General features: G+C 47.9%; 14 protein-coding genes and 1 pseudogene. 2 read left to right on the top strand and 13 right to left on the bottom strand.

Annotated features, from left to right (window positions below; genetic code table 11):
* Positions 1–157 precede the first annotated feature (157 nt).
* Both B9Z44_RS09755 and B9Z44_RS09750 read right to left on the bottom strand, forming a co-directional pair.
* On the bottom strand, positions 158–4,165 hold the full coding sequence (locus B9Z44_RS09755) for a flagellin N-terminal helical domain-containing protein (protein WP_108402321.1): 4,008 nt from the start codon (positions 4,163–4,165) through the stop codon (positions 158–160).
* Between the two features lie 203 nt (positions 4,166–4,368).
* Positions 4,369–4,836 carry a hypothetical protein gene (locus tag B9Z44_RS09750; protein WP_108402320.1) on the bottom strand — a complete coding sequence of 156 codons (468 nt, stop codon included), beginning with the start codon at positions 4,834–4,836 and terminating at the stop codon, positions 4,369–4,371.
* Between the two features lie 229 nt (positions 4,837–5,065).
* Between B9Z44_RS09750 and B9Z44_RS15265 the strand changes: the two genes are divergently transcribed.
* Together B9Z44_RS15265 and B9Z44_RS15260 are read left to right on the top strand one after the other, a co-directional pair.
* Positions 5,066–5,509: an AAA family ATPase gene (locus B9Z44_RS15265; protein ID WP_211308700.1), complete on the top strand. Its 444-nt coding sequence runs from the start codon at positions 5,066–5,068 to the stop codon at positions 5,507–5,509.
* Between the two features lie 33 nt (positions 5,510–5,542).
* Positions 5,543–6,095: pseudogene (locus B9Z44_RS15260) on the top strand (DUF4143 domain-containing protein).
* A 696-nt stretch (positions 6,096–6,791) separates the two neighbouring features.
* Here the strand turns inward: B9Z44_RS15260 and B9Z44_RS15470 are convergent.
* The 11 genes from B9Z44_RS15470 to B9Z44_RS09690 form a co-directional block, all read right to left on the bottom strand.
* A complete protein-coding gene (locus tag B9Z44_RS15470) occupies positions 6,792–7,070 on the bottom strand; it encodes an FkbM family methyltransferase (protein WP_108402319.1) in 279 nt (92 codons plus the stop codon).
* 9 nt (positions 7,071–7,079) lie between these two features.
* Complete coding sequence (locus B9Z44_RS09735) at positions 7,080–7,475, bottom strand: FkbM family methyltransferase (RefSeq protein WP_108402318.1); 396 nt, start codon at positions 7,473–7,475, stop codon at positions 7,080–7,082.
* 16 nt (positions 7,476–7,491) lie between these two features.
* Positions 7,492–8,565, bottom strand: coding sequence for a glycosyltransferase (locus B9Z44_RS09730; protein ID WP_108402317.1), 1,074 nt, complete (start codon positions 8,563–8,565; stop codon positions 7,492–7,494).
* Positions 8,566–8,588: 23 nt separating this feature from the next.
* On the bottom strand, positions 8,589–9,818 hold the full coding sequence (locus B9Z44_RS09725) for a hypothetical protein (protein ID WP_146180610.1): 1,230 nt from the start codon (positions 9,816–9,818) through the stop codon (positions 8,589–8,591).
* 17 nt (positions 9,819–9,835) lie between these two features.
* The gene (locus tag B9Z44_RS09720) at positions 9,836–12,208 is read right to left on the bottom strand and encodes an HAD family hydrolase (RefSeq protein WP_108402315.1); all 2,373 of its coding nucleotides are present in this window, start codon (positions 12,206–12,208) and stop codon (positions 9,836–9,838) included.
* Between the two features lie 101 nt (positions 12,209–12,309).
* Entirely contained in the window at positions 12,310–14,463 is a 2,154-nt protein-coding gene (locus tag B9Z44_RS09715) for a flagellin N-terminal helical domain-containing protein (protein WP_108402314.1), read from the bottom strand.
* Positions 14,464–14,584: 121 nt separating this feature from the next.
* On the bottom strand, positions 14,585–15,007 hold the full coding sequence (locus B9Z44_RS09710) for a flagellar protein FlaG (RefSeq protein ID WP_108402313.1): 423 nt from the start codon (positions 15,005–15,007) through the stop codon (positions 14,585–14,587).
* Positions 15,008–15,149: 142 nt separating this feature from the next.
* The gene (fliD, locus tag B9Z44_RS09705) at positions 15,150–16,940 is read right to left on the bottom strand and encodes a flagellar filament capping protein FliD (RefSeq protein ID WP_108402312.1); all 1,791 of its coding nucleotides are present in this window, start codon (positions 16,938–16,940) and stop codon (positions 15,150–15,152) included.
* Between the two features lie 58 nt (positions 16,941–16,998).
* Entirely contained in the window at positions 16,999–17,922 is a 924-nt protein-coding gene (gene flgL, locus B9Z44_RS09700; RefSeq protein ID WP_108402311.1) for a flagellar hook-associated protein FlgL, read from the bottom strand.
* Between the two features lie 15 nt (positions 17,923–17,937).
* Positions 17,938–21,831 (bottom strand): flagellar hook-associated protein FlgK, encoded by a 3,894-nt coding sequence (gene flgK, locus B9Z44_RS09695; RefSeq protein WP_108402310.1) that lies wholly within the window; start codon positions 21,829–21,831, stop codon positions 17,938–17,940.
* A complete protein-coding gene (locus B9Z44_RS09690) occupies positions 21,828–22,328 on the bottom strand; it encodes a rod-binding protein (protein ID WP_108359705.1) in 501 nt (166 codons plus the stop codon). The genes flgK and B9Z44_RS09690 overlap by 4 nt, the downstream gene beginning before the upstream one ends.
* Positions 22,329–22,333: the final 5 nt, after the last annotated feature.

The following is a 22,333-nucleotide window of genomic DNA, read 5'->3' as shown; positions in this document are numbered from 1 at the left end:
CCGTCCGTGCGCAGCACCTCCAACGAGGGAACGACTTTCGAACGAAAGCCCATGAGCTTGCAGCCGTAAGGCATGCGCACATCCCACGTGATCGCCATGTAGCGACACTCCCAGCAATTGGGGCCCTTGGGTAAGGGTGTGGGGCTAGTGGCTGCCATTAACCACCCAAGAGTTTGAGCACCGACTGCTGGCTGGTGTTGGCTTGCGCCAGCACCGCAGTAGCGGCTTGCTGCATGATTTGCGTCTTGGCCAGCTCGGTCGAAGCAGACGCGTAGTCGGCATCTTCAATCTGACTACGAGACGTAGACATGTTCATCGACACGTTGGTCAAGTTGTTCACCACGTGGTCAAGTCGGTTCATCACCGCACCCATGGTGGCGCGTGTGGCGTTGACCTTGTCCATCGCTGCATCCAACAAGTTGAGCACAGCGGTTGCACCATCACGTGTGTGGATACGCACTTTGCGCGCATCTTCTGCCAAGTCCACGTCACCCGTGATCTGGCCTGTGATGGAGCCGTTCTTACCAAAGTCGGCCAAATCGATGGTCACCACTTGGTTCGCCGAAGCGCCCACTTGGAAAGCCATGCGACCCACTTTAGGAGGATCCATTTCTTGGCTTGCGCGGCCACCGAAGGTGCCCTCGTGGAAGCCCAATGTCGAGAAGTTACTCAGCGCGCCAAAACCGTCAGCACCGCTGCTGATCACAATGGCAGAACCGCTCAGGCCCAACTGAGAAGGCTTGATGCCATCGGCACCAGGCAAACCTGGCAACACAGGTGCATCAGCAATCAGTTTGACCGTGCCGTACATCGTGCTCACGTTTTTGGCATTGCTCTCGCCAGCCAACACGTTGTCGCTGTAAGCAGTGCTCAAGTCAATCGCTGTGACGTCTGTTTTGCCTGCGTTGTTGGCGGTCACGGTGCTCATGGTCATTGTTTCGGTGCCAGCAATACCTGTAGTACCGAATTTAGCGCCGCGCAAATCAAAACCACTACCTGCCACTGTTGACTTGATCAACACAGATGTGCTGTCAGCAGGGTCCAGACTTGCTTCGATATTCTTGAGTGATGCATTGGCATTGATTGCGTCACGCAACGCAATGGCAGACACACCTGGAGCAGAACCCGAAACCAAGGCAGCAGAAACCTCCACGCCGTTAATCGTCACCATTGCAGTCGTTGCTGCTGTCGGGTTAGTTCCACCCACCTTGACTTTAGAAACTTGCGCAACTGCGCCGCCCTTGTCCAAGCCGAAGTTGGCTGCGGACAAATCGTCTTTGCTGGAGTCAAACCACACCGACATGTTGCGACCGTCAGAGCTCAGGGTTACACCGTAACCGTTGTCTGTTGCAGTCACACCGTGTTGGCCTACGCGTTGGTTGATGGCGTCCATCACCTTGGTGCGACGATCGGTACCGGATTCGTTTTGCACGAAATCCACTTGAATTTCTGTGTCGTTCACCCACAACGATTGCTTGCCGCTCAAAGGCACGCCAGTCAAAGTGTTGATACCTTTTGACACCACGGGGTTGGCTTCAGCGCGAACGCCCGTCAAATTGGTGCTGTCATTGATAGCTGCAGCCAAAGCAATGGCGCTTGAACCTGGGTCACTGCTGGTAACTGCTGTGGTTGAAAAACGATCATCGTTGGGTGTGCTGGGGCGAATCTTGACGCCATTGATCATCAGATCATCCATGCCCAAATTCTTGACATCTGCCACGGCGTTGGGTGTGATTTCTTTCGCTGCCACACCCATTGCTGTTGCGCTAGCACTCTTGGTGGTTGTCATGGTGTACGACATACCTGGAGTTTTTGCCGTCAGCAAAATTTCGCCAACTTTGCCACCGGCTGTCGCAATGACGCCTAGATTTTTGTTGGTATTGATCTTTGTGATCAAGTCATCACGCACTGCTTGAGGCTTAGTCAAGGTCGCAGTCGATATGAACTGAGTGCCGTTGATCACGATCGTTGCAGTGTCGCCACTGGCAACGGTACCTGTGAACTCGACACTGCTAACTTGTGCAGTTGCAGGAGCCACAGCAGCACGTGTCGCTGTGCTCAGCACCGATTCATTTTTAGAGTAATTACCTGCGTCCAAACCGGCGCGGGTAATGTCACCTGATGATGCCGAGGTCAGCATCACAGGCGCTTGAATTTTAGATTCCAAAGAAATCGTCGAACTTTGCACACCCTCACGCATACCAATGCGGTCGCCAAATACGCTGGCGTTGTCAGGTGTTTCAAAGCGCACTTCAATGTTGCGACCATCAACTGCCACCAAAGAAATACCTTTGGCCTCAGATCCTGTGTCAATCGCTTTGACACCTGTCTTGTCACTGATCAAGTTGATGGCGCGAGCCACAGCTTCACGGGTAGCTTGCGGGTTGTTCAACACCGTGGTGATGTTGGCAGACGCATAGCCGTTGACAAACACCACACCTGAGGTCACCGAAGACCCTGTCATGGCTTTGCCAGTGAAAACGTTTTCGTTCACTTTAGCGAACACACCTGTACCAGGTACCGATGTCAAATATTGGGCAGTCGTGTTGACTGTGCTGGCTAAGCCAGTTGCACCCGGGGCAATTTCGATGGCCGATACATTGCCTTCGCTGGTCGGGAAGTCAATGTTCACAACACCCGAGCCTTTGGCGTAAGTCACCAAACGACCTGTTGATTGGTCAAACAACGGGCTCGCTTGCAAAGCTGTTGCAATTTTTTCAGCTGCATCTGCAGGCGTTTTGTCTGCATTGGTCAGCACCACACTCACACCCGCCACCGTGATGGTGCCGGGCATCGGTGTGCCTGAGAATGTGATGGACTGCGATTCGCCTTGGCTAATGCCTTGGTCTACAGCCACACGGTTAATTGCAGCGGCTTTGGCGATGGCACTGCCTGCTGCGTTGTTGCGTGGCGACTGCAAGTCGTCAGCTGCCACAGATGGGCCAATGGTGACGCCATTGATCATCAAGTCGCCGGCGCGCAATGTCGGAATACTGCCAGCCACATCCACGTTCACGGAAAGGTCACGAGGAATACCAGTGGCTACAGAAAGATCCAAAGCCGTTCCACTTGGGTCACGGAATGTGTAGCTCAGGTCATCCGAAAGCACTGAACTGTTTAAGCCTGCGCTTTTGGCAAAACTCACGACACCAGTCGCTGCAGTCAATGTACCTGTCAACAAAATGGTCTTGTTGTCTTGGGTAATGAATGATGCCGTGACGTTGGTATTGCTAGAGTTGACACTCATCTTGAGCGCGCCACTTTGCAAGAACTTGCCGTTGTTGGCAAACACCTCAGTCGCACTGGTCATAGCCTTGCGTGCCACCACGGGCGTGGTCGCCGTCATGTTGGACGACCCCAAGGTGATGGCTGTGTCAGGGACATCACCATCGGTGCTGTTGTAAGTAATCTTCAACTCACCTGCGTTTGCAGTGAGCTCAACCTTGCGGCCAGAATTTGCATTAAAGAAGGTGTTGTCGGTCAAGGTTGACTTGATCTTGTTCATCACCGTGGTCATGCCTGCGGCAGCTTCAGTGGCTGTAATTTGCACAGACACACCCGCCACACTGACGATGCCTTCAGAAGGAACCGTTGCAGGTGAAACTGGGGCAAGTGTCAGCGTCTGGATCTCACCAGAACCTGCACCATTGATCGTACGTGTGGTGGTTGGGTCAATAAAGACACCACCAAACTGGTTTTTAGACGTTGCCTTGAATACTGGCATTTCGCCAACGCGCTCGCCAGCTGTTCCGTTCAACACGGGGAAACCGTTCCACTCGGTGTTGTCGGCAATCTGAACAATTTGTTGCTTCAGCTGCTGGAACTCAAGATCCAAGTAACTGCGTTGCGCGTTGTCGTTTGTATCGTTCACTGCCTGAATGGCCAACTCACGCATGCGTTGCATCATGTCTGTGATTTCGTTGGTCGCGCCTTCAGCGGTCTGGATCAGCGTGATGGCATCACCCGCATTTCGCACTGCCTGGTTTAAGCTGCGAATTTGCTGCGTCATGCGTGTGGCAATAGCCATACCCGCAGCATCATCGCGAGCTGAGTTAATGCGTTTGCCGGTTGACAATTGCTGCATCGCCACACTTTGAGCACGACCGGAAGATCCGAGTGCCATCTGTGAAAACAATGCTTTGACGTTGGTGTTAATTACTGCCATTTTTTTCTCCTGACCAGACGTGGTCAATCAAACTTGCAACTGATTAAGCACATAGCGTGCCAACTAATTTTGACGCTGCTAAATAGGGGTTTACCCTTTTTTGCCGATGTCATTTCGTTCATTTAAGTATTCAGTGGCAAGGTTTTGTCATCTAAAACGGCAAGCGGTTGCCGCTTGCCGCTAAGTGACACTTGCGTTGCCGCTTAGTGCTGAACGCCCGATGTCGGCATCATGGCGTCGCTGAAATCATCCAGCGACAACTTCTCAGCCACCAGCTCCACTTGGTCTGGGTAAACAGCCAAGCCCTGACGCGCCACAGCCAAAGCGCGCACGGGGTCGAGGTTGCAACGCAAGGCGCGAACCAGCATCACATATGTAAAGGGAGGTGTGTTGGCACCTTGAATTTCAACCAGCTCATCCATGAGCTCGACAGCCAAAGGCCAGTCTTGGTTCATCATGGCCAACAAACTTGTAATAGCCAAGATGTCTTCGCTGTGTGGGTACAGGCTCATGCCAGCGTCGCCCAAGGCGTTGGCCAATTCGAGCTGCTCTGTGGCGACGAGCGCTTGAATCGTCTCGCGAATTTCAGCAGGGCTGAAACGTTGGATGGTTTGCGCGTTGAGCAAGCTACCAACGGCGGCTTGGTTCATCAATTCTTGAATGAGGGTCATGGATTACTCCTGCTAGTGGTGTCAGAAAAACATGCCAATCGCAGAAATGCGAAGGCGCATGTACACATCTAAGCAAAACCGGTGCCAGATAGTTCTCACACTGATCTAGCTTGCGTTCACAAGCGATAAAACCTAGATTAGATCTTTAACATCGGATTTGTAAGAACGGATTCCACGCCAAGCCACATCCACGCTACAGCGCCTTGCCAAGTGGTTTCCCATCGTTGCTTTGACAGGGCCGCGCCAATCGGACAAAACAACTTTGGCCAAACATGTGTTTGCGCAAAAAGAGTATGTGTCACTTGAAAACCCAGATGAACTGGAGTTTGCCAATAGCGACCCACATCGGTTCTTGGCACGTTTCGATCAAGGCGCCATCTTGGACGAAGTACAACGCTGCCCTGCTTTGTTGTCGTTGCTACAAACCTTGGTGGACGAGCGCGGTGTGATGGGCGACTTTGTACTCACCGGTTATGCACAATTTGAATTGATTGCGGGCATCACCCAGTCCTTGGCTGGACGAGTGGGTCGCGTCGAACTCTTACCACTGACTGCACAAGAGTTGAGAGCAGCAGAAAAATTACCCAGTGATATCAACACCATGCTGCTGCAAGGCGGCTATCCAAGCCTATATAACCGTGACGTGAGCCCGCAAGATTGGTTCAGCAACTAAATCGCAACCTACATTGAACGTGATGTAAGGCAATTGATTGCGGTACGTGATCTGTCGCAATTTCAACGCTTTGTCAAAATGTGTGCGGCTCGGTCAGGGCAACTCTTGAACCTCACTTCACTGGGTGCCGATTGCGGGCTCTCTGCCAACACTGCGCGAGAGTGGCTGTCGGTTTTTAGAAGCCAGTTATTTGGTCACGCGCTTACAGCCGCACCATCAAAACTTTGGCAAACGGCTGGTCAAGTGCCCCAAACTTTTTTTCCTGGATGTGGGTTTGATGGCCTGGCTACTGGGTATTCGTGATGCCAACACGCTTGACACCCATGCAACCCGCGGCGCGCTATTTGAAACCTTTGTCGTGAGCGAGTTGATCAAACAACGGTTCAACCAAGGCAAAGCCTCGGACTTGTTCTTTTGGCGGGACAGCACAGGCCATGAGGTGGATGTCTTAGTTGGCACGCCTGCTGGGCTGCAGGCCATAGAAATCAAATCAGGCAGTACTTTTGCATCTGACTGGATCACAGGCCTCAAAAAATGGCAAAGTATTGCAGGCAAAGTACTCTACCAACTCAGCTTATTATTGTAGGCAAGGGCTTGTACGAGCGAGAAGACTGCAAAGTTAAGGGCTGGCAAAACATCGAATGAAATATTCTCTGAACGTCTCAAGCTCGCTCGACTTCATCGGATGAATCACCCCGTGTTTTGAGGAGGCACCAACCTTTGAGAAGATGAAGCTATGAGCAAATCAAATCGTTTTTCCCCCAAAGAGCGCGAACGCGCTGTTCGCATACTGCAAGACCACCACAGCGAACAGCACCACATAGGTTAATGTTGATTACTACGACCTAGCATCCTAAACAAAACTGATAACCACGGTACAGAACAAACTAAACGATGCAATGTCATAAATAGCGCAAGCAAATATGTCTTCAGTCATGGCGGCCAACCTCTTGAATCAACACATCGCCTAGAATATGTCAATAAACGCCGATTTAACTTAAAAATGGTACTGTTGGTGTCTGGACATGATCATCGAACGGTTAGATTTAAAACAACTCTCTGGCACGGGCCAAAACCTAACGTTGGAGGAGTTCGAGGTTGAACACAGATTTTTTTGCGCGAACAGGAAAAGTCTTCAACTTAACAATTATTTATCACTTTTCGAAACAGAAAAAATCCACTAAATACGCACGAACACTCCATCGCTTCCTCTCTGAATGCAACAACCGCTTGGGTTTAGAGGGTGCTGCGCAATATAGTCATGGGCATGGATAAGAGTTAGCTAGTAACCTAGGGACAAGAGAAACTCAAGCAAGTCTTGTTTGTTAATTTTGTACCATTCATAACCCCAAATTTCAAGCAAAATTGGAGGAAACTGATGTTCTTTAAGAAAGTTGACGCCGCCTTGCAACACGGGTAACTCCATACCTTCAACGTCTAATTTGATTAGACAAGGCGAAACATGTAATTTCACCGAATCGAGAATAATCATCGGGACTATTTCTGTTTGACCATTAGTCCGTGGCGGAACCTGAGTCAGCTTGTGAACTTCTGGATCCAACGAAAAAGCTCAAACGTTATCGCTTTGCTCGAAATCAAGCGCTGGTATCTCAATTTGCCTCTCGGTTGAACCTAATGCAACGTTATATGTAAATACATTGTCTAATCTGTTAAGAACAACATTACCGCACAACTGATAATAGACAATTCGCTGTGGCTCAAACGCATAAATTTGGCCTCCAGTTTCCATGATTTCACGTGCGACAGGGACAGAGTAAGCACCAAGATTGGCACCAATATCCAAAATTACAGGTGTCGAAAGTTTTTTATAGATGAGCCGACTTATTGTTAGCAGATGAGGGTCCCAGCTACCTTTGGCGTAGAGATGCCTTGAAATATAGTCCTCTGTAGAAAAGAGAAGGAACTCACCTGTTTCGGTGCGGATGTTATTTACTCGAGGCAGCATTTAATTTCTTTCTCTACTAATTTACAGAGTATAAACCTTCAGTAAGACTGAGCCAATTAAGGTCAGGTATCACTTGGTCAGACAACGCATTAATCGGTATTTGACGAAGATGAGTTTGACCCCGTAAAATATCTTGATAAGCTTGAACGTAATGAACAACAAGATTTTGTGTATTCCAATATTGTCGCATCCAAGCTGCCGAATACTGTCCTAAGTTGCACCGTAACTCAACATTCTTTAGGAGGTGAACCAATGCTTTCGGTAAGGCCGTCAAATGCATATTTATCCACGGCAAAGACGCGCTTCCTGTGAGTAGGCAAAGTGTGGCAACCATGCGGGAGTCTAAAAAACCTAACGTTGGCTTACCCAAAGCCATTGCCTCTAATCCGGAAAGATGGTAGCTACCCGTCACCATGTCATCAATCACAATATCAGCGCTTGCTTTGCGTATTAATGATTGAGCATGTGGCAAATCGCGAAAAACGTCCATATTGAAATCCAACTCTGACTGAAGCTTGCCAAGCAAAACCAGTGTTTCGGGTGCTCCTTTTGTATTCCAACGATCCATGCCTGCCGGGACTTCGCTGGTTGGGGCAAACGACACACTGCACTTAGCGTTTTTTTTAGCCAAGAGTGGCGCCCCCAGAGCAATATCAATGGAATCAAAGTTGAGCAGGTTGGGAACAGGTCGGGCATTGGGGTAAAGCCGCTCATGGAATTGGGCGACCACAAGCTGAGGGCAGCGATCATTAAGAATAATTTCAACAGGAACCCCTGCATGACGTGAAACAAACCCAGGTTCTGAATGGAATTGCCTTACTACTAACTTGCGCGTTAAATCTATTCCAAAAGGATTGTTTTGTAGTTCAATCCAGTGATGGCAATGAACAATGTCCGCTTTCTCAACTAATTCATGCACTAATTCGGATTGTTTTGTAAAATCTATGTCTTCGTCGAAGGCCCTATTTCCATATATACGCGGATTAAAATTCACCAATCTCGCTTCAACATCCGTGAATCTATTCAGCGCTTGCACCAATCGAATAGGCGCACCAGCAAGTGGAGTAAGACATAAATGCAAAACTTTCATAAAGACAAATATTAATTATAGTATCAATTATAAATTGCAAGATGTTTAGCCAGCTCCTCTGAAGAGGCTGAAGAATTATCAGGGCTTATATCCAATAAACAATAATCAAATAAAAAACAAATCATTTTCTTTACTTCTTCATTTCTTTTAACCCAATCATTTTTATTTTTTATACAATTTAAAAAATCTTCAATTGAATTAAAGTCATCAACAAATGGCGCCATATCCGGCCCACTCAACAAACCCCGCGATAACAAACCAAAACGCTTATCCATAAGTGCGGCATTAAACTGAATCGTGCTACAAGTAAATAAAAAATAATTACCCTGAAATAAAAGCTGATCAACCCCTTCAAGCTTCGACATGATTATATTTTTACAATCAAAGGATTCCATATTAATTTCAGAATCATACAAAGAATTAAAAGGATGTTCTTTGATTATCAAATAATCGTTATTTAAACTTATTGCGTGAGCAATACTCTTGATTTTAAGTTCCAATCCATCAGAGTCCATTGAATGATTTATTGTCAATTTATTATCCAATGCATTTAAATGAGGCTCTCCATGCGTAAATAGTACAAAAATCTTTGATGCCGCAGGAATTTCATAAAGTTTTCTTATATTTTCTTCACTGGTACATTTTTTTTCCGCATATCTAGCAGTACTCTTGCCCTTCACCAACCTAGCTTTAATATTTTCATACAAGTCTGGTTTTGACTTATACTGATAATAAATTCTATTCAACGCAAAACTTGTAGTAACTTCACTCAATCGATTATTCTCAGATAAATCAAGCATCAAAGTGTCATTTATCCAACCACGTTCGGCACACCACCAAGGCAGATCCATATCCAAGCACAGTCGTCTAACCAATCGTGATATTGGGTTAGCACTTTGCCAAGAAATCACGGCAGATGGATTAAGCTCATTAAATAATTTCTTAAATAAATTTTCACAAACTAAAAGCCTAGCTACCGCCTCCTCGAATCCACACTTATACCAATTTTGAATCGATTTAATTTCAGTAGCGTTAGAAATAGTATTGGTAGCAGCACAATCAAGAGAATGGTACTCTGTAATCTTAAACGGGACTTGGACATACTCAATATTATTTGAATATATTTCAGTCGTCGTTATAAGAATAAGATTTCTCCCTAATAAACGTAAGCGTTCACTTAATAAAATCCAAAAGTTTTCAACATTAGGATCTACATCATAAGGAACGCAATGAAATGCAATAATATTAATCATTTAATCTATAGCCCAGTTTAATCAAGCGGCCTGAAAACTATCATAATTGAATTTTTCAGATCAAATTTTATCGACTTTATCTCAATAAATGAACCGCCATCAAATCTAAAAATATTTTCACGAATTTTTTCACAGCCTTCAAATTCATAATCTAAACCTTCGATCAATTTATCGCCAGCAGCCAATGAGTCTGAATCCCAAACAATTAACTCTTGAATTTGGACTAAACCTGAATATTTTCCGAATGAAATTCCAACGCTTGCATTAGAAACAGGGGGAATAACGCATGTATAAAATCCTTCATAAGTCTTGAAAGTTTCTAGATCTAAAATATTTTGCGCTGACTCATTAACTAGCAAAAGTTTAATTGAAAAATCAGCATAAGAAAAATCTTTCAATTTAACATTTAATCCAAATCTATTTGCAGCCATTAAATAATTAGATAAGAATAAATCAAATTTACGAATCTCTAATGGATGACTCATCCTTAGCTCTTTATTTATAGCAGATTGAGCGCCAATTGCCGTATAAGTTATACCTACTCTTCGTAAATCTTCTTCACATTTGCTAAAGTTTAAAAGATCTACACTGGTCTCGCTGCCTAAATTTACATCAAATTGAAATTCCGATAAGGCACGCAACTCATGCCGAAGAGGGAAAAACAATAATCGCGCGAGATCTGATGCAACTGATGAAGAAAAATACTCTTCATCATAGATATTTTCACCGAAATTAGATTCATTAAATTTCGCAACAAAATCAACGCAACCAGATTGAATTGCTTTAATTCGTTCAATTTGCGATGCATTATATTTACTAGCTAATAAGAGCGGGGTTCCATCATCTTCGTAATTTACAACACTGCCGTATTGATTTGTGCACATCATCTCAAGAGTTGCAATATATTTAGTTAATGTTTGAATAGTTCTCAAATCATAATTTCTTTGATCTATTAAACCAACTCTATCTAAATTATCTAAATTAACGCAATTCGATATTAAATAAATGCCATACGGATTAACATTTATTTCATTTAGTAATATTTTTTTCAGCTTATTCTGAATAGTTCCATTGTACCCAAGATCTATCAATACTAAAGTCTGTCCGTTAGAGACACCGGTCTCGCGTCGCACATGACGCATTAATCTTTCTCTGAAATTAAACGAACGTGAAATTATTTTTTCTTGAATTTCCTTTATTTCAATAAATTTAATTAGAGAAAGCAAAAGTTCGTAGTGATTCCTGTCGGTGTGCTCTTGAAAAAATTTGATATCTTCATTATTTAACAGGAGTTGTTTAAGCAATGAATCAATGCTTCCCGCGCTTACACCATCTTTGATAAAAGCAAGTATGTCATTTTTTGAATAAAATGAAGCTGCAATAGCTGTAAAACGGCTTATGTTTAAACTACACAGTTCTCTTTCTGGCAAAACACTTTTTAAACATAGCGACGGCAAATATCCATCTCGCATTAGAAATGCAACTTTGAAGTCTTTGGAGCTTTTTGAAAGGTTGTTAACCGTAGTCTCAATGAAATTAGTAAAACCTGAAAGAATTGGCCCTATCGACCTAAAGCCTATAGAATATAGCGATTCTTCATCAAATTTAACTTCGGAAAAGATACCATGATTGAGTGATGGCATCCCCTGCTTAAATCTCAAATTTGGCATCAATTGCAAACCAGCATTCACACGAGCATCTAAAATTTGCTCTACCTGATCGGAGTGCTGAATTAAATGCATAGATTTAATTCCAAATGATGAGGCCGACAAAAAATCGGATCGATAACTATCACCAATGTGAACAATTTCCGCAGGTGGTATATTAATACTATTTAAAACATTCTCCCATATTCCATCTGCTTTTGATTTCGAATTTTCGCATGATGTGAAAACATTATCAATTAAATTATCAATATTCGATTCTTTTGATCTAATCAGTTGCAATAATTCATCGCTCTTTAAATATGTATCACTTACAATGATAACCTTAAGTCCTTTTTGTTTCGCAGCCTTAATAAGCTTTAGCACAGGAAAAAATATATAACCATATTTTATTTCTGTTTCTATTTCCGCATGAATTAATTTAATTATTTCATACTCATTCAGAAGTGGGAGTCCTTCTTTGTATATTTCATATAAATTGACTTCCGTAGATCCTGTATTTATATATTTTTGAAATCGTGCTCTTTTTTCAAAACTAATACGATGAGCAGCTTTTATTCCATATTTAGAGAATAAAGAATTTTTTTCGAATTCAAAAAAAACGTCAACTGGCGATGCGAAATTTCGCCAGAAAATTGTGTCAAAACAATCAAGAGATAGGCATGAGACTCCGCCCAAAATTACTTCAATGTGATCAACCAACTCTGAGGCTTGTATTTGTTTCATGGTGAGCAGAAATATTTTTGTCAGTATTTCAACATTCTATCAACCAAAAAAAACGGCGAGCAAAGCTCGCCGTTTTGGAAAAGTCGAATTTTAATTCGAACTTACTTCAAGAGTGACAGCACAGACTGTGCCGATTGGTTGGCTTGAGCCAACATCGCTGTAGCGGCTTGTGCAACGATTTGTGAACGAGCCATCGCAGTAGTTTCTGTCGCGTAGTCAGTATCCAAAATACGGCTGCGTGAGGCAGACATGTTTTGAGTCGACTCGGTCAAGTTGCTGACCACTGCATCCAAACGATTTTGGTATGCGCCTGCAGTGGCTTGATACTGGCTAACTGTATTGATGGCAGCATCAATAGCTTTCAGTGCTGTCGTTGCACCAGCCATAGTGCTCACGTCAATCTCGGCGACTTTAACGCCGGAGTTAGCACCACCAAAAGTACCTTGAGTGAAACCAAGATTTTTAAATCCTAAAGTATCACCTTCGCTGCCACTGTCAACTGTGAAGGCTTTGTCAGAAGACAACTGAACACCAGCGTAGTGAGTAGCGCCCGCACCTGCTGCACCAACCGTCACACCTGTCAAGCCCAATGCAGCAGCACCACCAGTACCAGTGACAGCAATAGAAATATTGCGACCATCGGCAGCTGTCAATTTAATACCCGCATCGTAAGCCGTTGCAACAACACCTGTCTCACCAGACTTAGCGTTCAAGGTTGACAACACGTCGTCGCGGGTCGAATTTGCACCCAGAGTGGATGTAAATGAAACACCATTGAGCTCAATCGCTGTAACCACACCTGCAGTGAAACCTGTGCCAGCAACAACGTTGGCTGCCGCCGTAGCAGTCACACCTGTCATGCTTGTGGATTTGTTGATCGCAGCAGCAATCGAAATCGCACTAGCAGCTTTTGTCGAACTGACAGCCAGAGAGCCTTCATAAGAAGCAGTGTCAGAGGCGCCGTTAGCAGCAGCAATACCCACACCATTGATCACCAATGTGTTACCACCCAGCAAACCAGAGGTTGCATTGGTTGGAGCTGCCACTTGAACAGTACGGTCGGTAGTAACAATCTGTGCTTTGTCAGCAGCGTATGTTCCGAAGTTCAAACCTGATACTTTTTCGCCAGTTTGCACGTTTGAAACCAAGCTACCCACGGTGATAGGTGCGCCATCTTTGGTGCTCAACTCGTAAGAACCGACATAAGTACCAGCAGCGGCTAAACCCATTTGACCAAATGTAGCGGTACCAGGTGTTGAGCCTGCAGCCAAAGTTATGTTGCGGCCATCAGCAGCCACCAAGCTCAAGCCTTGGTTATCGTCACCAGTGTTGGTTGCACGCACGCCAGTACGGTCAGAAATGTCGTTAATTGCTTTGGCAACAGTCGCACGGTTAATCTCGTTGTTGGTTGTTAACGTGAAGGCTGCAGTGTCAACGCCGTTGACCTTGACCATGCCGGCAACTGCAGTACCTGTAGCTTGAACAACGCCTGAAACTGTAGTTTGACCAACAGTTGCAAATACGCCGCTTTGTGCTGATACTGCATTGATGGCCGCTGCTTTGGCAATTGCGCTGGTTGCCTTAGAGCCTGCAGCAGCTTGGTATGACAATGTATCGCTAATGTCTAATGAAGCGCCAACAGATACGCCATTCAAAGTGATAGAGCCTGCCACAAAAGCAGCATTAGCAGTACCAGCTGATGCGCCAGTAAAACCACCTGTAGATGTCAATGCAGCGCGTGAACCCAAGCCAATGTCTTTGGTTTTCACAGAACCAAAACCAATGGTCATGGTGTCGTTGGCGTTGGTGCCAGTTTGCAAAACAATCTTGCCAGCCGAGCCGTCCAACAACTTGATGTTGTTGTGGTTAGTCTTGTTAGCCACATCGTCAATTTGCATTTTCAGTTGTGACACTTCTTGCTGAATGTTGCCGCGGTCTGCGTCAGACATTGCACCGTTGGCTGCTTGCACAGACAGTTCACGCATGCGCTGCAACATGCTGGTCACTTGCCCCATAGCGCCGTCGGCGGTTTGAGTCATCGAGATACCGTCGTTACTGTTGCGGATGGCAACGGCGTAACCACGGATTTGAGAAGTCATACGGTTGGTAATGGCCAAGCCTGCTGCGTCGTCGGCGGCGGTGTTGATGCGCAAACCAGTAGACAGGCGCTCCATCGAAGTTTCGAGAGCCTTGTTCACATTGCTCAGCGAGCCTTGTGCTGCAAGAGCTTTAACGTTGGTGTTGATCACTGACATGATGTTTCTCCTAAAAAGTCATCACTGAGGGTTAATGTGTTGGGGAGCACGAATTTGTTCCCCTCCATGGTTGATGATTCGTCAGCCCCTAAAAAAACTTGAGAGGCAAGCGAAAAATTATTTAACTAAGTTCGTTATGCAAGATGCCTTTGAAGGCTTCAATACTGTGCGCCATGCGCACCACAGTCTCGTTGGGTATTTGACGCACCACTTCGCCTGTATCTGCGTTCTTCACAAGCACAACCAAGCCGCCCACTTTTTCATCCATGTGAAAGTTCAAGTTGCGACCACCATCACGCAAAGATTCATTGAGCTTTTCAATAGATGCTTTGAGATCAGTGCGCATCTTTTCAATGTCAACTTTGATTTCGACCGGTTTGGGCGTCTGCACTTTGGGTTTGGATGTGTCGGCTGCTGTATGCACATCCACAGCAGGGGCTGGTGGCTTAGCCAATTCAGGAGCGGGCACAGACACAGCTGCGCGCCCCTGAGGTGCAGGTGGCACATAGTTTTGGCGGTTAGCGCCTTGAATTTCTGAAAGCATAAAGACCTTCCTTTCGGCCTTGCCGAAAAAATGGCAAGGAGTGTCGTGTTAGCTCTAATCGACACAAAGGCGGCAAACTTTAGCCGCTTTACAAAAAAACTTTGCAAAGCGGCTAAACAAGCAGAAAGAGAATTAAGAAGTATTAGCCCGACTTACCTGTCAGGCTGGCCATCATGCCGTCAAATGTGGACTTGAGGCTGGTCTTCTGGCTATTGACGCTACCCACCAAACTATCCATGGATGCAAATTGCTTTTGGTAACGAGCCAGCAATGCGTCCATGCGCGTTTGCAGCTTGGTTAAGTCTGCTTGGTATTTGGTGTTTTGCGTGGTGGCTGATGTGCTTTGCGATGTCAAGATGCCTGTCGCGCCCAACATGGTGGTGAGCTTCCGCACCGCATCACCCGCAATACCGCCCGAGGCTGGGCTATACACAGTCAGGCCATTTTGGTTGCCAGTAAAGGTCTTAACCACATCGCTGTAGTTAGTAGTCAGGGCCGCATCGAGCTTGGTGTCGTCAATCGACATCACTCCCGACTCGTTGACACTGATTCCCATTTGCCACATGGCCCCAACGGTAGCGCCGGGGGTTGAGGAAGGCCCCATGATCATTTGACGCAATTGCTGCTTGAGCGATCGAACCGTAGAGTCACCCACCAAGGTGGCACCATAGGTTTCAAAAGTCGATTTAGGGTTAGACACCTCACCCATGATGGATATGGCATCGTTGTATGCCGTCACCATGGCGTTGAGCTTTTCTTTGACGGCGCTGGTGTCACGTGTCAAATCAACTGCAGCTGCCGTGGTCGTGGTGGCTTTGAGGTTGAAGGTGAGGCCAGGCACCACATCGGTCATGGTGTTGGTGCTACGCGTGAATGTGATGCCGTCTACTTTGACTTTGGCATCGGCTGCAATTTGGTTCACCGGATTGCTTGCAGTGAAATTCAAACCAGGACTGACCATCACCTCATCACCAGCGCCATAGTCGACAGAAAGCGAGAACGCAGATGGCGCACCGCTTGGACCAGTTAAGAAAATTTTGTAGGGAAAGTCTGAGCCTGCTGCATTGGCAACCAAGGACGCTGTGACACCTGCATTTGCAGCATTGATGGCAGCAACCATTTTCTGCGGTGTATCGTCACCAGCGGCCAAAACGATATTTGGCACGGCGACACCGCCTACGGCAAGCTTTAGGGTCATGCCATTGCCGTCGTTGACAGATGTTGTCGGCTCGGGCACGCCACCTGCGCTGTATTTGGGAGTCAGACTAAAGGCTCCTGCACTGCCCTGATCACCCGTTAGGACGATTTGGAAGGGATTGGCAGAACCATCGCCTGTGTCTACCAGCTTAGCCGTCACGCCCTTTTTGGCGGCGTTGATGAAATCTACGACGTTTTGAGGGGTGTCGTAGCCGTCGGGCAGCTTGATATCGCTGCTCGTGCCACTCACGCTTAGGCTAAAGGTGATGGCTTTGCCGCCATTCAAGGAGGCATTGGCTGAGGGTAAACCGTCACTCACCGTGCGCTGGGCTTTGGCAAGCTGCAGCACGCTGACGTCATGACTGCCAGAAACCGCCGTAGCACCTGCAGTGACACTGAATGCAGATGGGTTCGAGTTGCCAGCAACGAGTGAGTTGAAGCTGTTTTGATCCTTCAACGAAGTCATCGCGGTTTTGACACCGTCCAGCACAAATGAAAGCGCTGAGTAGCCAGACACCCGAGCCTCGTTTTTGGTAATCTTGGCATTGATCGCGTTTTCTTGGGGCGCGCGTTCAGCGTCCACCAAGTTTTTGGCCAAAGAGGCGACGTCCACCCCTGAACCAGCGGATAGGGAGGTAATCAGCTTTTGCGCACTAGCCTTGTTGGCCGCAGCAACAGATGCAGCCGAAGTCGCCAGTGCACTGGATGTGGATGAACTTACTGCAGTGGTTGCCATTTAATAGTCTCTTAACTCAATCGATGAATCGGACAGTTCAAACAAAACTTGAGCCCATTTAATTCAAATACTTAAACAAACTCAGCTGCGAAATCTTGGCAAAGCTGCTTTGTGCAGCTTCCAAAGCCAGCTGGTCTTTGTTCATGCGCGTGATGGCTTCGGTGTAATCGAGGTCTTCAATGTCAGAACGGGTGGTTTGCAAGCGAAGCACCACTTGGTCCAGCACATTGGTTTGCATATCAACCACTGACAAGTCTGCGCCGATCTGACCCAAGCCTTCACTGATGCCGCCTTGCAAGGTGTCAACTTCAGCAATGCCGCGTTGAATTTTTGTGCGATCAGCAGACTTCACAGCTTGTGTGAGGTCATCCAAAGCCTGAAAGAAGTCCACGCCCACTTTGTTGCCCTTGCCGTCATCACGCACCACACGGGTGTAGATATCCGAGCCAGGCAGGTTCAGGTTCATGCGGCGGTTGTCGCCCACATTCACCTTCATGCGGGAATGGTCGCCTTGGTACACCACACGGCCATCTGCGTCTTTGCTGAAAGCGGGCTCGCCCGCCCGGCTGCCGGAAAACAAAAAGTTGCCATTGCTGTCTTGGCTATTGGCCATGCTCAAAATTTGATCGCGCAAGGTGCCCAGCTCCAAGGCAATGCTTTGACGGTCTTGCAGGCTGAGTGTGTCGTTGGCGGCTTGAACACCCAACTCTTTGATGCGGTACATCACATCGCTGGTGTTTTTAAGCGCAGTTTCTTCGGCAGTCAAACGCACGTTGACCGCTTTAAGCGTGTCTTGGTAGCCCGCTTGGCGGGCCAACTCAGACTCCAAACGCGTGACCAGCGAAGCCTTGTCTGGCTCATCGCTAGGTTTAACGATTTGTAAACCTGTTGACAACTGTTCTTGAACTTTGGTGAGCTTGGCTTGCACATTGCCCAACTGGTTTGTTGAACGATCGAAGTAAAGGCTAGTAGAAATTTTCATAATGTTTTACCTTGATCAGCGGATTTGGACGATGGCATCAAACAACTCACCCGACACTTGCAGAGCCTTGGCGCAGGCCTGATAAGCCTGTTGATAGCGAATCAGTGCTGCAGCCTCATCGTCGAGGTTGACGCCCGACACTTTGTCGCGTGCTGCCACAGCTTGCTCGTTCACTACCGTCAACGCTTCTTGCGTGATGATGGCTTGTTGAGCCAAGTTGCCGACGTTGTTGATTTGGTCGATGTACGTGTTGGCAATGGTCTTGCCATTGGCGGTGGGCTTTTTATTCAAGTCCACCATGTCGAGCATGTTGACGTTGTTGCCCAAGCCGTCAAAGTTGCCGTCAATTTTGTAGCTGTCACCCACGGCAGGTGCGTGGCTGAGTTTGATTTGCAAACCTTGAAACTCAACCACAGGCTCGAGCACAGAGGGGTCGTAATGGCGATCCGCCAATTCAGTCCCTGTGGCTGCGTCCACGATGGTGTAACGGTCTGCGGCTGTGAACTTGATGGTGAGCGATTGGGCACGCAAGCTGTCGCGCACGTTGTCGGGTTGACCTTCAAATCCAACCGCTACATTGGCGGAGCCCTTGCCTGTCAAGAACAACAGCAAATCATCAGGGCAACCGGCTTCAAGGTAAGCGCCCGTGCGCAACCCCATCTTGGAGAGGTCGGCTGGGTCACCAAACTCCGCAGGGTCACCGTAGCTGCCGAACGACACACGAATGTCTGTGTTGAAGTCTGGGTCTAACAATTTACGCTTCAAGCGCTCTGTGACATCAAAGTCCATCGGGTCAAGACCCAAAGCGTTTGGCGTTTGGTTGCCTGCCGCATCTTTGCCTGGGCCCACAGAAATGCTGCGTGTGCCCTTTTCATCTGTGGTGCTGAGTTTTAAGTCACCGTACAAGTCAATTTCAGCAACAACGCCAGTACTGGCGCTCTTAGAGTTGATGCGATCGACAAATGCGCTGAGTGTTTTGATTTCTGTTTGGGGTGACAAAAACTCGCTGTCTGACTTAACAGCAAACGTGTTGTCTAAATCAGCGTCGCTGACCTCGCCTTTTTGAGGCGTGATGACCAAGCGCTGACCTGTGACCTTGGCTTGGTATGAGGCAGCAAAAGCTGCATTGGCATTTAACGCTACCTCTAAAGCTGCAGGAGTTGCTGCCGATACAGATTGCAGCGGAGAACCGAACTTGATTTCGTAGTCAGTCGAATGAACGACTGGTAAGTCGTAAGCCACCTCGCCAATGTTGACACCGTTGAGTTGCAACGGTTTTTTAAAGTCAACGTCAGTTGCCGCAATGCGCATGTCGCGCACGACTTGCACCATGCGCACTTGCGCGTTGTAAGTCGTGGGTTGGATGTTCAGTGCGTTGCCATCTGCTGTGGCGTTGATGCGAATCGGACTGCCCAAGGGGTCAGACAAAACAAATTCACCGTTGGTTTCGATAGAAGCAGTGACACCCGCACTGGATGCGTTGATTTTGTCTACCAACTCGTTGACGGTCTTGTAATCTGTGATGGGTTGACCATTGATGGTCAACGGCTTCTTCAAATTCAATTGCCCCACAGGCACACGCACCTCTGAGAACACCTCAGCTCGCACATTGGTTTGCGAGACATTGCTGTTGGCAATTTCAACCTGGCCACCAGAGGCAAGCGACGCCGGATCTGCCGGGGTGAGCGCAAAGTTTTTAAATGCACGTCCTTGACTATCAGTGATCTTCAAGTGTGTGCCATCCACCACAACGCTGATGTCTGTGCTTTTGTCTTTGTCTCTGAACTGTTGCTGCAGTGCCGCGGCAAGGCTATTGAGGTCGGTGGCCGTTGTCGGTGTCAATTCAAACGACACGCCGCCCAATGTGGCTTGAAATTTGGAGAACCCAGGGTTACTTCCCGTCCCAAACATCGGATTGAGCACCGTAGCCTGCGAGCTGCCATTGATCCAATTGGCCACCTGAACGGCAGCTGAATAGACTTGCACATTTCCAGCGGATGCACCTGCAGCCGTAGAGGTGGGTTTCAATGAAACGCCACTGATGTCACGCCCCCTGCTATCCGTGATACGGATGTCAGCGTTGTTGTTGATGACCGTGGCAAAGAGGCCTTGCGATTGCAAGTTGGTATTCAATGCCGCGGCCAACTGGCTCAGGCTCGCTGTATTGGCAGATGAGACGGTGGTCGAAATGAGTTCACCACCCACCACCGCTTGAAAGCTAAAAGGCGTGGCGGTAGTTCCCACCTTGGCCCCTGCAATGATGATTTCCGAATCTGTGTTGGCATTGAAGGCTGACAGCGCCAAGCCATTCACGGTGATCGCACCAGCGGCAATCTTGGCATCGCTCGACGAAATGCGTGATGTTTCCATCGAAGCAGCCAAAGGCAAAGCTGTGCCCGCGGCACCGTATTGGTCAAAGTTCTGACCATAAAGAACTTCAGCTTTCGCGCCATAGAACATGTCTAAGCCACGGTAAGCCTCTGCCCCTGTTTTGTTGAGGTACGCATCGCTGTAGTTGGCGTTTGCGGAAAATCCGTTTTCAGGCGTGAAAAGTTGAAACTTTTCAGTTTCAGTCAAAGCCTGTCCTAGCAGCTGACGGCCATCGCGCGTCATGACCTGCAGCTGTTGACCTGGCTCTGCTTCATCCAAATAGAACGCAGCTTTGACACCGGCAGACAAGGATGTGACGGGCGTGTACACACGTGCGCCATCAACCTTAAAGGTCACACCGGCAGACGCGTTGGGGTTGTTGACCAGCTGTGCATTACTCAGCTGCGTTGCAGGTGTTGTGCCGGTGAACTTGACCGTGGCACGTGTGGTGGTGATGTTGGTACTGCCCTCACCCACACGGAACTGCGCAGCAGTGGCAACACGCATGCCGTCATTCACAGCCAAACGAATGGCTGCGGCAGGCATGCTCACATCAGGGGCAAACGCAAACAGGTCCGCACCCATTTGGCCGTAGCCATCGATGCCGTTGCGTTGAATGGTGTTGGTTTCGGCCACAAAGGTTTGCGCCAACGCCGACAAGTTTTTCTGTGCGGGCTCCAGCACTTGGCTGATGAAGCTTTGGTAGCCGCCGAGCTGGCCACCACTTGCGCTGGCCAATGATTCGGTGTTGCCATAGGGGTCGAGCACCAGCTCAATTTTTCCCTGAACAGAGCTGTCGATACCAATGGGACGGGCCTTGTTGCCGTTGACCACCAAGCCTTGCGTCATGGTGGTGCCCAAACTGACATTCACCGTGCCGTTGGCTGTGAAGGTCGTTTTAATGCGCACTAAATCTGACAACTGACGCAAAGTCAAATCACGACGGTCTAACAGCTCAGCAGGCTGACCTTCTACCGTGGGTGATTTAGCCAAGCTTTGATTGACCAATGCCAACTGACTGGTCAGCGTGTTGATCTGCGCGGCCACACTTTCAACACCTTGACGAGTTTCAGTGGCAATCAAATCGAGCTGAGTATTCAGTTCACCGAAACGAGAAGCCACACCATCGGCGCTGCGCAAGAAACTGGTGCGCTGCACTGTTGATGCAGGATCGGCCGACAGCGCGCCGGCAGCGGCAAAGAAATCATCGAAGGCAGAGCTCAAACCAATGCTCTTGTCACCCATGATGTCCATCACGCGTTTGGCGTAATCGACCATGGGTTTTTGACTGGCCAAGTCGCTGGTGCTGTTGCGCAAATTCGATTCGGCAAACGCGTCGTATTGGCGCTTGATGTTTTGCAACATGACGCCCGTACCCACATACATACTAGCCAATTTCTTGGGCGCAGAGTCTTTGAGCACCACGTCTTGGCGTGAATAGCCTTCGGTGTTGACGTTTGAGATGTTGTTGGCAACCGTGCTCAGGGCACGTTGGTACGCACCAATCGCATTGCTGCTGATGCCGAGCATGTCACTCATTTACGGCCTCCAGAGAAAGGGGCCTTGAACTCTTGCAAGCTCTTGAGAGGCAGTGCTTTTTCCAAAGCAAAGCCTTTGCTCAACTCTGCTGCAGTGGGCAGCGGAATGGGCTGTTGTTTGGGGTTCAGCGCCATGCCCTTGCTGCGCGATTTCAGCAGCGCATCGGTGCTGGGGGCTGGTGCTTGTTGTTGCTTGACGGCACGTTCCATGAAGTCGGCCACGCCCAAGGCGCCGCGCTTGGACATTTGCAAAGAGACTTCTTTGTCAAACATGCCTTCAAAGGTTTCAAGTGCGTGCGATTTGTTTTCTTCGTCCTTCATGGGCTCGTTGGCCTCACGCATGGACTTCAACATCATTTGAATGAAAAGGCCTTCAAACTGTTGTGAAGATTCTTTCAGCGCGCTGTTTTGGTCTTGCTGCGCTTTGCCGCGCAACTCGCCCAGGCCTGTGAAGTCCGTATAGGACCTAGGCGTTGAGGTGTCGACGGGGCTGCTCATGTCTG

The organism is Limnohabitans curvus, from assembly GCF_003063475.1.
Taxonomy (GTDB): Bacteria; Pseudomonadota; Gammaproteobacteria; order Burkholderiales; family Burkholderiaceae_C; genus Limnohabitans; species Limnohabitans curvus.
Note: the sequence above shows the minus strand (reverse complement) of the source record. Positions and strands in the feature narration are given on the sequence as shown.

Bases quoted from the DNA above. Each gene is read 5' to 3' on its own strand.
- B9Z44_RS09710 (WP_108402313.1), bottom strand. From the start codon at position 15,007: ATGCTTTCAGAAATTCAAGGCGCTAACCGCCAAAACTATGTGCCACCT.
- flgK (WP_108402310.1), bottom strand. From the start codon at position 21,831: ATGAGTGACATGCTCGGCATCAGCAGCAATGCGATTGGTGCGTACCAA.
- B9Z44_RS09755 (WP_108402321.1), bottom strand. From the start codon at position 4,165: ATGGCAGTAATTAACACCAACGTCAAAGCATTGTTTTCACAGATGGCA.
- fliD (WP_108402312.1), bottom strand. From the start codon at position 16,940: ATGGCAACCACTGCAGTAAGTTCATCCACATCCAGTGCACTGGCGACT.
- B9Z44_RS09720 (WP_108402315.1), bottom strand. From the start codon at position 12,208: ATGAAACAAATACAAGCCTCAGAGTTGGTTGATCACATTGAAGTAATT.
- flgL (WP_108402311.1), bottom strand. From the start codon at position 17,922: ATGAAAATTTCTACTAGCCTTTACTTCGATCGTTCAACAAACCAGTTG.
- B9Z44_RS09730 (WP_108402317.1), bottom strand. From the start codon at position 8,565: ATGAAAGTTTTGCATTTATGTCTTACTCCACTTGCTGGTGCGCCTATT.
- B9Z44_RS09735 (WP_108402318.1), bottom strand. From the start codon at position 7,475: ATGCTGCCTCGAGTAAATAACATCCGCACCGAAACAGGTGAGTTCCTT.
- B9Z44_RS09725 (WP_146180610.1), bottom strand. From the start codon at position 9,818: ATGATTAATATTATTGCATTTCATTGCGTTCCTTATGATGTAGATCCT.
- B9Z44_RS09750 (WP_108402320.1), bottom strand. From the start codon at position 4,836: ATGACCCTCATTCAAGAATTGATGAACCAAGCCGCCGTTGGTAGCTTG.
- B9Z44_RS09690 (WP_108359705.1), bottom strand. From the start codon at position 22,328: ATGAGCAGCCCCGTCGACACCTCAACGCCTAGGTCCTATACGGACTTC.
- B9Z44_RS09715 (WP_108402314.1), bottom strand. From the start codon at position 14,463: ATGTCAGTGATCAACACCAACGTTAAAGCTCTTGCAGCACAAGGCTCG.